The 12,915-nt window shown below is 70.0% G+C and carries 12 protein-coding genes; 4 read left to right on the forward strand and 8 right to left on the reverse strand.

The window, feature by feature from the left end; all coding sequences use genetic code 11:
• Positions 1-10 precede the first annotated feature (10 nt).
• The 3 genes from L2X99_RS11900 to L2X99_RS11910 form a co-directional block, all read right to left on the reverse strand.
• Positions 11-316, reverse strand: a complete 306-nt coding sequence (locus L2X99_RS11900) for an SHOCT domain-containing protein (RefSeq protein WP_236126551.1) — start codon at positions 314-316, stop codon at positions 11-13.
• Between the two features lie 115 nt (positions 317-431).
• Positions 432-1,094, reverse strand: a complete 663-nt coding sequence (locus tag L2X99_RS11905; protein ID WP_236126550.1) for a response regulator transcription factor — start codon at positions 1,092-1,094, stop codon at positions 432-434.
• Positions 1,091-2,278, reverse strand: coding sequence for a sensor histidine kinase (locus L2X99_RS11910; protein WP_236126549.1), 1,188 nt, complete (start codon positions 2,276-2,278; stop codon positions 1,091-1,093). The genes L2X99_RS11905 and L2X99_RS11910 overlap by 4 nt, the downstream gene beginning before the upstream one ends.
• Before the next feature lie 215 nt (positions 2,279-2,493).
• On the opposite strand from L2X99_RS11910, the gene L2X99_RS11915 reads away from it, so the two are divergent.
• Together L2X99_RS11915 and L2X99_RS11920 are read left to right on the forward strand one after the other, a co-directional pair.
• Positions 2,494-3,960, forward strand: coding sequence for a deoxyguanosinetriphosphate triphosphohydrolase family protein (locus L2X99_RS11915; protein WP_236126548.1), 1,467 nt, complete (start codon positions 2,494-2,496; stop codon positions 3,958-3,960).
• Positions 3,961-4,103: 143 nt separating this feature from the next.
• Positions 4,104-5,024, forward strand: a complete 921-nt coding sequence (locus L2X99_RS11920) for an NADP-dependent oxidoreductase (RefSeq protein ID WP_236135148.1) — start codon at positions 4,104-4,106, stop codon at positions 5,022-5,024.
• Between the two features lie 88 nt (positions 5,025-5,112).
• Here L2X99_RS11920 and L2X99_RS11925 read toward each other — a convergent pair whose 3' ends face one another.
• The 5 genes from L2X99_RS11925 to L2X99_RS11945 form a co-directional block, all read right to left on the reverse strand.
• Positions 5,113-5,862, reverse strand: coding sequence for an ABC transporter permease (locus tag L2X99_RS11925; RefSeq protein ID WP_236126547.1), 750 nt, complete (start codon positions 5,860-5,862; stop codon positions 5,113-5,115).
• Complete coding sequence (locus L2X99_RS11930) at positions 5,859-6,572, reverse strand: ABC transporter ATP-binding protein (protein WP_236135149.1); 714 nt, start codon at positions 6,570-6,572, stop codon at positions 5,859-5,861. The genes L2X99_RS11925 and L2X99_RS11930 overlap by 4 nt, the downstream gene beginning before the upstream one ends.
• Positions 6,556-7,119: a TetR/AcrR family transcriptional regulator gene (locus tag L2X99_RS11935; RefSeq protein ID WP_236135150.1), complete on the reverse strand. Its 564-nt coding sequence runs from the start codon at positions 7,117-7,119 to the stop codon at positions 6,556-6,558. Before L2X99_RS11935 ends, L2X99_RS11930 begins: the two co-directional genes overlap by 17 nt.
• Before the next feature lie 151 nt (positions 7,120-7,270).
• Entirely contained in the window at positions 7,271-8,449 is a 1,179-nt protein-coding gene (locus L2X99_RS11940; RefSeq protein ID WP_329608007.1) for a low temperature requirement protein A, read from the reverse strand.
• Positions 8,446-9,789: a glycosyltransferase gene (locus L2X99_RS11945; protein ID WP_236135151.1), complete on the reverse strand. Its 1,344-nt coding sequence runs from the start codon at positions 9,787-9,789 to the stop codon at positions 8,446-8,448. The genes L2X99_RS11940 and L2X99_RS11945 overlap by 4 nt, the downstream gene beginning before the upstream one ends.
• Here L2X99_RS11945 and L2X99_RS11950 point away from each other — a divergent pair.
• The gene (locus L2X99_RS11950) at positions 9,772-12,054 is read left to right on the forward strand and encodes an ABC transporter substrate-binding protein/permease (RefSeq protein WP_236126542.1); all 2,283 of its coding nucleotides are present in this window, start codon (positions 9,772-9,774) and stop codon (positions 12,052-12,054) included. The two genes, L2X99_RS11945 and L2X99_RS11950, sit on opposite strands and share 18 nt — an antisense overlap.
• A 3-nt stretch (positions 12,055-12,057) precedes the next feature.
• Entirely contained in the window at positions 12,058-12,840 is a 783-nt protein-coding gene (locus L2X99_RS11955) for an amino acid ABC transporter ATP-binding protein (protein WP_329608008.1), read from the forward strand.
• Positions 12,841-12,915 lie beyond the last annotated feature (75 nt).

Here is a 12,915-nt window from a genome sequence, read left to right on the forward strand (position 1 = left end):
GGTCTGCGACTCAGGCCTCCGGGCGGTTGGCCCTCAGCACCTCGAGCCTGGCGCGGTACTCGGTCTCGTCGACGTCGCCCTTGGCGAAGCGGTCGGCGAGGATCTGCTCGGCGCTGCGTCCCTGCGCCCACGGGGCGTGCCCGCCGGGGGCGGCCTGCCAGGGGCCGCCCCAGTACCGGCGACGGCGGACGATGAGCGTGATGAGCAGGCCCACGATGACGAGGAACATCACCGGCCAGATGAAGAAGAACGGCCAGAACGGAGCCCCGCCCCAGACGCCTGCGTGTGCGGCGACGGCCGCCGATGTTGCGAGCATGATGCCCTTCCTTCGATCCGATCGGCCGCATCTCGACCGATGGATCCAGCCTCGCGATCCGGGACTCCGAGCGAATCCGCCCCAGGGCGTCTCTTCGTCTACGCCCAGGGGAGTACTACTGCCAGCCCGGCGCGATCAGACCGGTCTCGTAGGCGATCACCACGAGATGCACCCGGTCGCGCGCCTGCAGCTTCGACAGGATGCGCGACACGTGGGTCTTCGCGGTCAGTGGGCTGAGGAACAGCTCCGCCGCGATCTCGTCGTTCGTGCGCCCGAGGCCGACCAGCCGCAGCACCTCGCGCTCCCGCTCGGTGAGCACCTGCAGCGCCGAGGCATCCGGCGCCTCGCGCAGTCCTACCGCCAGCCGGTCCAGCAGCCGCCGCGTCACGCCGGGCGAGAGCAGCGCCTCGCCCTCGGCGACGGCGCGCACCGCGCGCACCAGATCGGCCGGCTCGGTGTCCTTCACAAGGAACCCGGCCGCACCGGCGCGCACCGCGCGGGCGACGTACTCGTCCAGCTCGAAGGTCGTCACGATCACGACGTGCACCGTGGCGAGCGCGGGATCGGCCGCGATCCGCTCTGTGGCCCAGAGGCCGTCGCCCTCCGGCATCCGGATGTCCATCAGCACCACGTCGACCGGCGTCTCGCGGATGCGGGTGAGCAGCTCCTCACCGCCGGATGCCTCGGCGACGACCTCGATGTCATCCTCGGCATCCAGCAGCGCACGGAACCCCGCGCGCACGAGAAGCTGGTCGTCGGCCAGCGCGACCCTGATCATGACGCCCTCCCCCACGGCAGGTCGGCGATGACCATCGCGCCGCCGGCTTCGCCGTCCTGAAATCTGATGCTGCCACCCAGCAGGCCCGCACGCTCGCGCATGCCGAGCACGCCGCCGTGACCGGCATCCACAGGATCGGCACCGCCGAAGCCGCGCCCGTCGTCCGAGACCGTGACCACCAGCCGCTCACCGCGCCGCTCCAGCACGACCCGCGCGTGCGCAGCGCCGGAGTGCCGCACGATGTTGGTCAGCGCCTCCTGCACGATCCGGTACGCGGCGAACTGCGCCGCCCTGCTGGGCGCGCCGTCCCCCAGGCGATCGTCGAGCGCGACGTCGAGCCCCGGCGAGGTCAGGCCGGCGATCAGCCGCGGCAGCTCGGCGAGCTCGGCCTGCGGAACCAGAGGCGCCTCACCCTCACGCAGCACCCCGAGCACGCCGCGCACCTCTTCCAGCGCGAGCTTCGAGGTGTTCTTCACGTTCTGCAGCGCGGCGCGCGCCTGCTCGGGATCCTTGTCGAACAGGTGCAGCCCGACGCTGGCCTGCACGTTCATCTGCGACAGGGCGTGCCCGAGCACGTCATGCAGTTCGCGCGCGATGCGCACCCGCTCGCGCTCCTCCGCGCTCTGCTGCCGGCGCCGCGCCTCGGCCTGCATCTGCGCACGGCGTGCGCCGCGCGTGCGCAGGCCCGCGCCGAGCGCGAAACAGAGCGCCAGCGCGACGGTCACCGCGACGATCGCGCCCGGGAACCAGAACCGGTCGATCACGGTGCCGATCAGCAGCGCCGCCGCCCAGCCGATCCCGACCGAGATCGCCGCCCACACCATCGCCCCGCGCGCAACCGCGCCGACCACCGCGAATGCGAGGGCGACATACGGCGGACCGGGCACAGGTGTCGTCAGCACGTCGAGCAGGGCGAAGCCGGTGACCACCGCCACGGTCGGCCCGGGGAGGCGACGCGCGGCCAGCAGCGCCAGCGGACCGGCGATCGCCAGCGCGAGATGCAGGATGAGGAGCCCGGATGCTCCGTGGTGCGCTGCGCGCACCGTCATCCACAGTGCGGCCGGCACCTGGATCAGGAAGCTCAGCACGACCGGCGCAAGCAGCCGCAGTCGCCGCCCGACCGACGCGGGCGGCCCCCACCCGCCGCCATCCCCGAAGGAGGCGACGCGCTGCGGATCCGACATCCTCCGATGCTAATCGCGCCACCTCCCGCGCAGCATCCTGCCTCCGGAGACCCTCGGCGTACTCCCCGGGGAGTACGCCGACCACCCCGAGACAGCCGTTCCAACATGAAATCCCCTCCCTGGACGGGTGTCTCGCGCCGCAGCGGGTATGTCGCGACGCGGCGGATGCCTCGCACACCCGCGGGCCGAGGACTCCGGCGTGCCACACTGGGCGGATGACGGATGATCCGCGCGAAGCGCGACGCGCACCCGAGACGCTCGACGAGTTTCAGCTGACCGAGGGGCACCCGCAGTTCCGCGTCGACGTCGAGCGCATCCGTTTCTCGCCGTACTACTCGCGTCTCTCCGCCGTCACTCAGGTCATCTCGCAGACCGGCGCAGGGCTCGCCGTGCACAACCGGCTCACGCATTCGATCAAGGTCGCCGCGGTCGCACGGGCGATCGCGACGCACCTGTCCGCGCGTGACGACGAGGCCGGGCGCACCGCGGCCGAGCTCGGCGGCGCGCACCCGGTCGTGGTCCAGGCCGCCGCGGCCGCTCACGATCTGGGGCATCCGCCGTTCGGTCACCTCGGTGAGCAGACCCTGGATCGTCTCGCCCGCAACAGGTTCGGACTGTCGGAGGGCTTCGAGGGCAATGCGCAGACGTACCGCATCATCACCCGCCTCGACGAGCACGACCGCCCGGGCGTGGGCCTGAACCTCACCGCCGCGGTGCGCGCGGCCGTGCTGAAGTACCCGTGGCTGCGTGGCGAGGGCGGGCCCCGGCGCGGCGGTGCGGGCAAGTTCAGCTTCTACGCGATCGACGAAGAGGACGCGAGGGAGGCGCTCTCCGCCTACCCGATGATCGAGCGCGGACAGCAGACCGTCGAGTGCTCGATCATGGATCTGTCCGACGACATCGCCTACTCGCTGCACGACCTCGACGACTTCTACCGCGCGGGTCTGCTGAACGCCGTCACGCTGTCGGCCGAGTTCCGCGGGTGGCATCGCGATCTCGCCCGATTGCGCACCGTCGACGCGGCGGCGCTGCGCGCCGACGCCCGCACGCCGGGGCACTCCCTCGAGCTGCTGTGGCGGCGGCTGGCCGAGAAGGATGCCTGGATCGCCGACTCCGACGCGTTCAGCGAGGCCGTCGCCAGGGTCAAGGCCGAGGTGATCGACGGGCTGCTCTCCGAGCCGTTCGACGGATCGCTCGCCACCGAGCGCGCCCTCGCCCGTTTCACCACGGAGTGGATCGCACGGCTGCAGTCCTCGGTCGAGGTGCACCGACACCCCGACATCCGCTCCGGACACGTCAGCCTCGATCGCCGGGCCTGGCACGAGGTCGCCGTGCTGAAGTTCCTGCACGAACGGTTCATCCTGGAGCGCCCCGACCTCACGGTCTACCAGCGCGGGCAGGCGACCGTGCTGGAGCGCCTGGTCGACGGGTTCGCGGCCTGGCTCGACGATCCACGTGACGCCCGCCGTGCGCCACGCCGCCTGACCGACCTGGTGGAGCTCGCGCAGGACGACTACGGCCGGCTCGGCGGGCCGGGGACCGGCGAGGACCGGGATCGCCTGGCGCGCGGCCGCGGCATCATCGACTACGTCGCCTCACTCACCGACGCCCAGGCCGGATCGCTCGACGCGCTGCTGGCCGGCCAGACCGAGAGGCTGTGGGAGGCCGGGCAGGGACTGTAATCAGCCGATCCGCTCCACCTGCTGCCGCAGGATCGTACGCAGCTTCTCCGGCGCAGCGCGCCGCCCCAGTTCTTCAGGTGCCATGGAATGACGCCGCATCGATCGGCGTTCGGCCTGAGTACCGATCTTCGAAAGGACCACACATGCGCGCCGCCGTCTACGACCGCTTCACCCGCGACTTCACCGATCTCGCCGTCCGCGATGTGCCCGAGCCCAAGGTGGCACCGGCATCCGTCCTGATCGAGGTGCGCGCCGCCGGCGTGAACCCGGTGGACTGGAAGCTCATGGCCGGCGGACTCGACGCGATCATGCCGACGATGTTCCCCGTGATCCCCGGATGGGATGTCGCGGGCGTGGTCGTCGCGGTCGGCATGGACACCCCAGAGTTCCAGGTCGGAGACGAGGTGATGGCCTACGCGCGCCCCGACGTCGTCGGCGGCGGCACCTTCGCCGAGCGGGTGGATGTTCCGGTCCGCGCGGTGGCGCACAAGCCGGCATCCCTCTCCTGGGAGCAGGCGGGTGCGCTGCCCCTCGCCGGCGGCACCGCACTGCGCGCGCTCGACGCTCTCGGCGACATCGATGGCCGCACGGTGCTCGTCCACGGAGCGGCCGGCGGCGTGGGCAGCTTCGCGGTGCAGATCGCCGTCGCCCGGGGCGCCCGCGTGATCGGCACCGCATCCGAGCGCAATCACGAAACGCTGCGGGAGTACGGCGCCGAGCCGGTGGTCTACGGCGACGGCCTCGCCGACCGCGTGCTCGCGCTGGCCGGCGGCCCGGTCGACGCGGTCGCCGACTTCGTGGGCGGCCAACTCGACACCACGCTCGCTGTGCTCCGCGAGGGCGGAGCACAGGTGTCCGTCGCCGACACATCGGTGGTCGCGCACGGCGGGCGGCACATCTGGGTGCGCCCCGACGGCGCAGAGACCGCACGCCTCGCCGCGATGGTCGAGGACGGCACGCTCCGGATCGAGATCGCCGGCACGTTCGGCCTCGACGAGGTCCCCGACGCCTTCCGCGCCAGCGCGACCGGGCACACCCGCGGCAAGCTCGTCATCGTCCCGTAAGCGCTGCCCCGCTCGTTCGAATCGCGCAACTGGCTGCGTTCCGCACTCAGAAGCAGCACGTCGCGCGATTCGAAGGCGGGCGAGGTGGTCACCGCCGCAGCTGCAGGCGCGACCAGGACGCGCACACCAGTGCGGCGAAGACCACCGGCACCGCGAGCACCAACAGCAGCTGCCCCGTCGTCACTTCGGCGCCGCCGCTCATCGCCCACAGCGCCGGCGCGGCCAGCGGCATCCATCCACCCGCGCCGGAGAGCGAGCCGACCTGCGCGAGGATCACCAGCGCGATCGTCCCGCCGACGCCCGCGAACACCGAGTGCGCAGCAGTGGCGATCCACGCGACCGGCGTGACGATCAGTCCGGTGAGCAGCGCCAGAGCGACCTGCCTGCCGAGACCGGCCCGGGCCGCGGCATCCGGCGTCCCGTAGCCGAGCAGCAGCCCGAGCGCGAGCACTCCGCCCGCCAGCACGACGCCCACGCACACGACCCACACCAGGTGCACCACGATCTTCGCCAGGGCGATGCGCCCGCGCCCGACCGGCAGGGCGAACAGCCCGGTGATCGTGCCGTCGGTGAACTCCCGTCCGAACATCCACGCCAGCACGGCGCCGAACCCGATCAGGCCGCCGACCGCGGTCACCTGCGCAGCGCCCGCGAGCAGGCCCGCCCAGTCCTGCACCGCCGCCGGCCCGGCCTTCGCCGCCACCTCGGGGCTGCCGCCCGCGACCGCCGCCGTGATTCCGCCGAGCAGCGCGAGCGTTCCCGCGATCACCGCGAGCGTCGCGACCACTCCCACCGGCGACCGCACGAGCTTCAGCGCCTCGACGCGCAGCGCGTTCATCGCCGGGCCCCTACGCGGATCTCGTCGTCGACACGGATGCGATCGAAGAACACTCGCTCGAGATCGGAGCCGGCTGTGTCGAGCTCCCCGATCAGCCCGCCGCGGTTCATCAGGATCACCCGGTCGGCGATCCGCGTCACCTCGTCGAGGTGGTGACTGCTCACCAGCACACCTGCGCCATCGCCCGCGCGACGCAGCAGCTGCTCGCGCAGCAGGATCACGGATGCAGGGTCGAGGCCGTTGCCGGGCTCGTCGAGCACGATCAGGCGAGGATCGTGCTGCATCGCCGCTGCGAGGCCGACCCGTTGCCTGGTGCCGAGCGACAGCCGGCGGAAACGTCGGTCGGCGACAGGAGTCAGCTGCCAGGCATCCAGTGCTCCCGGCACGACTGCGGGGTCGACACCGCGAAGACGGCACGCGATGCACAGGTTCTCGCGGGCCGTCAGCTCGGGGTACGCCAAGGGCACCTCGATCAGTGCGCCGACATCCGCCCAGCGCGCCACCGGGAGGTCGTCGAGCGGATGCCCGAGCACCCGCACCGATCCGGAGTCCGGCCGCAGCATCCCCAGTGCCAGCCGCATCAGGGTGGTCTTGCCCGCGCCGTTCAGCCCGACGAGTGCGACGATCTCGCCGGCATCCACCCGGAACGACAGGTCGTGCACCCCGTCGCCACCTCGGAAGGCCAGGCCGACGTCATCGAAGCGCAGCATCGACGCCACCTCCCAGCGCGTCGAGTGCCGCGGCGAGCACGGCCGCCGGATCGGGCTCGTCGGACTGCGCCCACTCCAGCAGCGCCACGCCCAGTCCCGCGATCACCGCGGTCGCCGCCACCCGCGCGCCGACCTCGGACGATCCTCGTGCGACGAGCGCGACGACCAGCGCATCCGAGGTCGCCGCGCTGTTGCGCTCGATCGCGCCATGCAGCCCGGATGCTCCCGCGAGGATGCGCAGTCTGGCGCGCAGCGCCTCTGCGGCATCCGTGTCGATCCCGTTCCACACCGCGCGGATGCCGGTGGTGAGCGCGCGCATCGCGGGCTCACCCGGCGGGCGCGAGCGCACGGCTTCCGCCATCAGCGGGTCGAACGGATCCTCCAGCAGCAGGGCCTCCTTGGCGGGGAAGTGCCGGAACAGCGTCATCTCGCTGACACCGGCGCGGGCGGCGATCTCGGCCGTTCCCGTCGCGTCATACCCCTGCGTCGCGAAGAGCTCCAGCGCCGCCGTGCGCAGTGCCTCGTGCGTCCTGCTCCACCTGTCCACCGCCGCAACGTTAGTCACTAACTATTATCTGCGCAAGACGCTCACCCACGCCGAGACCCCGCCTGAGCACCGTCGACCAGCGGGGGTCTCGACAATCAGGAGGGGTCTCGGCGGAGGCAGCAGGCACCGGTGCGAGGTCAGGTGCCGTGGCTCAGGCGCCGATCTGTGCGCGCTCAGCCCGCAGAGGCTGCCGGATCACCAGCACCACGACCACGGCGACGAGGATGACGGTGGTCAGGGCGACCGGCAGCGGCAGCACCGCGTCGACCAGGACGAGCACCGCGCCGCCCGGCACCGCGACGTTCACCAGCGGGTCGGCGTTCTCGCGGATCGCGATCCACCAGATCGCGAGCAGGAACACCGCGATCGGGATCGCCACCGCGAACGCCGCGAGCAGCGGCGGGACGCGCCCCTCCCCGATCAGCAGGTCGATCTGCAGCTCGATCCCCACAGAGAAGGCCGCCGCCCCGGCGAGCACGAAGTAGTGCGTGTACCCGTAGCGGAACGACCGCCTCATCGACGTGATCGCGCGGTGGTGCGGCGGCCAGAAGTAGATCCACCACATCGATGCCGCCGAGATCAGGGTGAGCACCGCGATCGAGATCAGCGACCACAGCGACTCGACCTCGTCGAGGGCGCCGATCACCGCGTTCGCCGAGGCGAGGATCGACTCGCCGAGCACGATCAGCGTGAACAGCGAATACCGCTCCGTGATGTGGTGCGCATGCCACGGCGTCGTGTTCTGCGACTCGGCGATCAACGGCACCGCGAGCTCAGCGGCGGCGAGCACCACGAACACCGGCACCTGCCAGGTCGCGGGAACCAGCAGGAAGAGCAGCCAGAACACCTGCACGATCGCGATGCCTGCCGCGTAGAACAGCGCGGTGCGCTGGTAGGCCGGATCGGGCCGCGACGCACGCAGCCACTGGGCGATCATGGCGACGCGCATCACCACGTAGCCGAGCACCACGACGGCGAAGTCGCCCTGGAACGCACGCCCGATTCCGGCGGCGAGCACCAGCACACCGCTCATCTGCACGATCGTCATCACCCGGTACAGCCAGTCGTCGTTGTCGAACGACGTCGCGAACCAGGTGAAGTTCATCCACGCCCACCAGATGCCGAAGAACACCATCACGAACGTGACGATGCCGTCGCCGACGTGCCCTTCGAGCAGCGTGTGATGGAGCCGGGAGGAGGCGACGCTCACCGCGACGACGAAGACGAGGTCGAAGAACAGCTCCAGAGAACTGGCCACACGGTGCGGCTGATCGGGGTCGCGGGGCAGCATTCTGCTCAGCCGGAACCGGGGCGTCGTGGTGTCGCTCACGGCGACAGAGTAGCGCTGGTCAGAGCTCGCCGGGCCGCATCGCCTCGGCGTCGATCGCGCGGATGATCCGCTGGCCGGCGGTGTCGGTGGAAGGCTCGGATGCCGGCGGCATCCGCCTTCCTCCCGCGCGGCGCATAGACCACCAGCGCGTGGAACAGGAACCGGGCGAAGAACGCGACCACGAGCGAGACGGCCGTCGCCAGCACGCTGGAGATGTGCCAGCTCTCGACCATCAGCGCCATCACCGGGATGCGCAGGGCCGCCTCGACGTTGTTGAAGGCGAAGGATGCCGCGAATCGCGCCCACACCCCGCGCGCATCGGCGCGCAGATCGGCGAACACGAACCGCTCCTGCAGCAGGAAATTGCCGATGATCGTGACCTCGGCACCGATGATCGCCGCCCAGATGTACGGCATGCCGGCCTGAGTCAGCAGCCACATGATGCCGATGTTCGCGACCGCGCCGAGCAGGCCGATCAGCGCGAACAGGCTCATCTTGCCGAACCTCAGTCGGGCGAGGTGCGCGACGAACGTCGCCCCCTGCCGCAGCGACGCCTTCGACGTGCCGTGCCTGCGCTCGCCGAACGACATCGGCACCTCGGCGACGCGCACGTCCGAGCGCACCAGGATCTCGAGCAGGATCTTGAAGCCCCGCGGCCGCAGGCCGTCGACGTCGATGCGGCGCCGGTCGACCAGGAAGTACCCGGTCATCGGGTCGGTGCTGCGCCACAGCCGGCGCGGGAACATCGCCTTGGTCAGCCAGGTCGCCGCCCGTGACACCCCGAAGCGCAGCGCGGTGCCGAGGCCGTCCGAGTCGCCGCCGCCGATGTAGCGCGAGGCCGCCACGACGTCGACGTCCCCCCGCTCGTGCCCGGCGACCAGTTCGGGCAGCAGTTCGGGCGGATGCTGCAGATCGCCGTCCATCACGATGCAGATGTCGTGGGATGCCTGCTGCAGGCCGAGCACGACCGCGCCGCCGAGTCCGCCCGTGTTGTGCTCGCGGTGGAAGCCACGCACCGGCAGCGGCGCGGAAGCCGCGACCCGTGCGATCTCGTCCATCGTGCCGTCCGAGCTGTCGTCGACGAAGAGGATCTCGGCCTCTCTGCCCGCGAGTGCCGCGGCGGTGCGCTCGACGAGCTCCGCGACGTTGTCGCGCTCGTTGAACGTCGGAACGATCACCGTGACGGCTTCAGCCACCCCTCGTCCCCTCCTGTCGCGCGGGCATACGGCACTCCATGGTGGCACGGCCACCTGTGTAAGGTTGCTCGGGCCGAGGAACGCAGCCGTATACACGAAGACGATGACGATACGAACGAGGACGCGATGACCCTTCTCAGACATTCCGCACACTGGTGGAGGGAGAACCGTCTCGCCGCCGCCGCGGGCCTGATGGCCCTGTTCATGCTGGTGTTCACGGTCGGTGGCGCGGTCGGTGCGGCGAACGCCGCCGACGACTCGGCATCGGTGAAGGGCAAGACCTTCACGATCGCGACCGACACCACCTGGGCGCCGTTCGAGTTCCAGCGCGACGGCGAGCTGCGCGGCATCGACATCGACCTCATCAAGGCGGTCGCCGAGGACCAGGGCTTCGACGTCAAGATCGACGTGCTCGGCTTCGACGGCGCGCTCTCCGCGGTGACCGCCGGGCAGGCCGATGCCGTGATGGCGGGCATGTCCATCACGAGCGAGCGGGAGAAGACCTTCGACTTCTCCAACCCGTACTTCGACTCCGGCATCCAGATGGCGGTCGCCGCCGACGACGACACGATCACGGGCTACGACGATCTCGAGGGCAAGACGGTCTCGGCCAAGACCGGCACTGAGGGCTACGCCTTCGCCGAGAAGCTCGGCAAGGAGATCGGCTTCACCGTCACCGGCTTCCAGGACGCCGCCGACGCCTACAGCGACGTGACCTCCGGCAACTCCGTCGCGACGTTCGACGACTACCCGATCCTCGCGTACGGCATCGCCACCGGCAACGTCGCGCTGAAGACGGTCACCGACCAGGAGAAGGCCTCCAGCTACGGCATGGCTGTGAAGAAGGGTGACAACGAGGCGCTGCGTCTCGCGTTCAACGCCGGCCTGAAGAGCCTCATCGCCGACGGCACGTACCAGAAGATCCTCGACGACTACCTCGGTGAGGATGCTCCGGATGCGGCGACCATCGGCGGCGGCAAGGCCGCACTCGGCAACGAGAAACTCGATCCCGGCAAGCCCGGCGCCCTTCCGAAGAACCCGAACTTCGCCACCGACACCCCGGTATCCAACGGCACGTTCACGGTCGCGACCGACACCACGTTCGCTCCGTTCATCTACCAGCTGGACGGCGAGAACGTCGGCATCGACATGGACCTGCTCCGCGCGATCGCGGCGAACCAGGGCTTCGAGGTGAAGATCAAGACCCTCGGGTTCGATGCCGCACTCGCGGCGCTCACGGCCGGGCAGGCCGACGGCGTGATCGCCGGCATGAGCATCACCGACGAGCGCAAGCAGGTCTTCGACTTCTCCGATCCGTACTACGCCTCGGGCGTGCAGATGGCGGTCGCGAAGGACAGCGACATCTCTTCGTACGACGATCTGAAGGGCCAGAACGTCGCCGTGAAGACCGGTACCGTCGGCTACGACTTCGCCAAGGAGCTGGGCGCGAAGGTCGGGTTCACGGTCAACGCCTTCCAGGACTCCGCCGACATGTACAACGACGTCGCGACCGGCAGCTCGGCGGCGACCTTCGAGGACGCCCCGGTGCTGCAGTTCGGCATCGCCTCGGGCAACGTGCCGCTGAAGATCGTCACCGATCCGGAGCCGGGTGCCGACTACGGATTCGCGGTGAAGAAGGGCGAGAACGCCGAACTGCTGGCGATGTTCAACGCCGGCCTCGAGAACGCCAAGGAGTCCGGCGCCTACCAGCAGATCATCGACCGCTACCTCGCGATCGACGACGCGGAGGCCTCGGACAACTCGTTCTGGTCGCTGCTGCAGGCTTCCTTCCCGCCGCTGATGCAGGGTCTGCTGCTGACTCTGCTCGCGACGGCGCTGTCGATCGTGTTCGCGATGGTGCTCGGCATCCTGTTCGGCATCATGAAGCTGTCCGCGAACGGTTTCGTGCGGTTCCTCGCCAGCGCGTACGTGAACATCTTCCGCGGCACCCCGGTGCTGGTCCAGGCGTTCTTCTTCTACTTCGGTGTTCCCGCGGTGACCGGGCAGCCGCTGGACGCGCTGACCGCAGGTGTCATCACGCTCTCGCTGAACGCGGGTGCGTACATCACCGAGATCGTGCGCGGTGGCGTGCAGTCGGTGGATCCGGGGCAGATGGAGGCCGCGCGCTCGCTCGGCCTGGGCTGGGGCGCGTCGATGCGACGCGTGGTGATGCCGCAGGCGTTCAAGATCATGACGCCGAACCTCATCAACCAGTTCATCATCACCCTGAAGGACACGTCGCTGCTGTCGGTCCTCGGCTTCGCCGAGCTGACCTACCAGGGCCGCATCGTGATCGCCTCGACCTTCCGCTCCTTCGAGATCTGGATCGTCGTCGGTGCGATGTACTTCATCGTGATCTGGCTGCTCACGGTGCTGTCCAACTGGTTCGACCGCAAGTTCAACAAGTAGGGGATGACCATGACGAACAGCGAACCCGCATACACGCGTCCGGTCTCCACGACCGGGAACCCCATCGAGGTGCGCGACCTGCACAAGTCGTTCGGCAGGAACGAGGTGCTCCTCGGCATCGACCTGACGGTCGCCAACGGCGAGGTCATCGCTGTGATCGGCCCGTCGGGGTCGGGCAAGTCCACCCTGCTGCGCTGCCTGAACCGTCTCGAGGAGGTCACCAGCGGCGAGGTGCTCATCGTCGGCGAGAACATCGCCACCGCGAAGGGCAAGGAACTCGACGGGGTGCGACAGCGCGTCGGCATGGTGTTCCAGCACTTCAACCTGTTCCCGCACATGACGGCTCTCGAGAACGTGATGCTCGCCCCGACCGAGCTGCGCCGGCTCAGCAAGACGAAGGCGCGCGAGCGCGCCCTCGAGCTGCTCACCAGGGTGGGCCTCGCCGACAAGGCGGATGCCCGGCCGGCATCCCTCTCCGGCGGTCAGAAGCAGCGCGTGGCGATCGCCAGGGCCCTGGCGATGAGCCCCGAGATCATGCTTTTCGACGAGGCCACCAGCGCGCTGGACCCCGAGATGGTCGGCGAGGTGCTGCAGGTGATCCGCGATCTGGCGGCGTCGGGCATGACCATGGTGCTGGTGACGCATGAGATGGGCTTCGCGCGCGAGGTCGCCGACCGCGTCGTGTTCATGGCCGACGGCAAGGTCGTGGAGAGCGGGGCCCCGGCCGAGCTGTTCGACGACCCGAAGGAGGCACGCACCAAGGACTTCCTGTCGAAGGTGCTGTGACGCTTCGACAGGCTCAGCGGCCCATCGGTCCCTGAGCCTGTCGAAGGGGCACGGCGCCCGCCCAGCCGGACGGCC

The sequence above is a fragment of the Microbacterium sp. KUDC0406 genome (genome assembly GCF_021582875.1).
Lineage (GTDB): Bacteria > Actinomycetota > Actinomycetes > Actinomycetales > Microbacteriaceae > Microbacterium.

Bases quoted from the DNA above. Each gene is read 5' to 3' on its own strand.
- L2X99_RS11910 (WP_236126549.1), bottom strand. From the start codon at position 2,278: ATGTCGGATCCGCAGCGCGTCGCCTCCTTCGGGGATGGCGGCGGGTGG.
- L2X99_RS11955 (WP_329608008.1), top strand. From the start codon at position 12,058: ATGACCATGACGAACAGCGAACCCGCATACACGCGTCCGGTCTCCACG.
- L2X99_RS11920 (WP_236135148.1), top strand. From the start codon at position 4,104: ATGCGCGCCGCCGTCTACGACCGCTTCACCCGCGACTTCACCGATCTC.
- L2X99_RS11905 (WP_236126550.1), bottom strand. From the start codon at position 1,094: ATGATCAGGGTCGCGCTGGCCGACGACCAGCTTCTCGTGCGCGCGGGG.
- L2X99_RS11900 (WP_236126551.1), bottom strand. From the start codon at position 316: ATGCTCGCAACATCGGCGGCCGTCGCCGCACACGCAGGCGTCTGGGGC.
- L2X99_RS11945 (WP_236135151.1), bottom strand. From the start codon at position 9,789: ATGTCTGAGAAGGGTCATCGCGTCCTCGTTCGTATCGTCATCGTCTTC.
- L2X99_RS11925 (WP_236126547.1), bottom strand. From the start codon at position 5,862: ATGAACGCGCTGCGCGTCGAGGCGCTGAAGCTCGTGCGGTCGCCGGTG.
- L2X99_RS11950 (WP_236126542.1), top strand. From the start codon at position 9,772: ATGACCCTTCTCAGACATTCCGCACACTGGTGGAGGGAGAACCGTCTC.
- L2X99_RS11930 (WP_236135149.1), bottom strand. From the start codon at position 6,572: ATGCTGCGCTTCGATGACGTCGGCCTGGCCTTCCGAGGTGGCGACGGG.
- L2X99_RS11915 (WP_236126548.1), top strand. From the start codon at position 2,494: ATGACGGATGATCCGCGCGAAGCGCGACGCGCACCCGAGACGCTCGAC.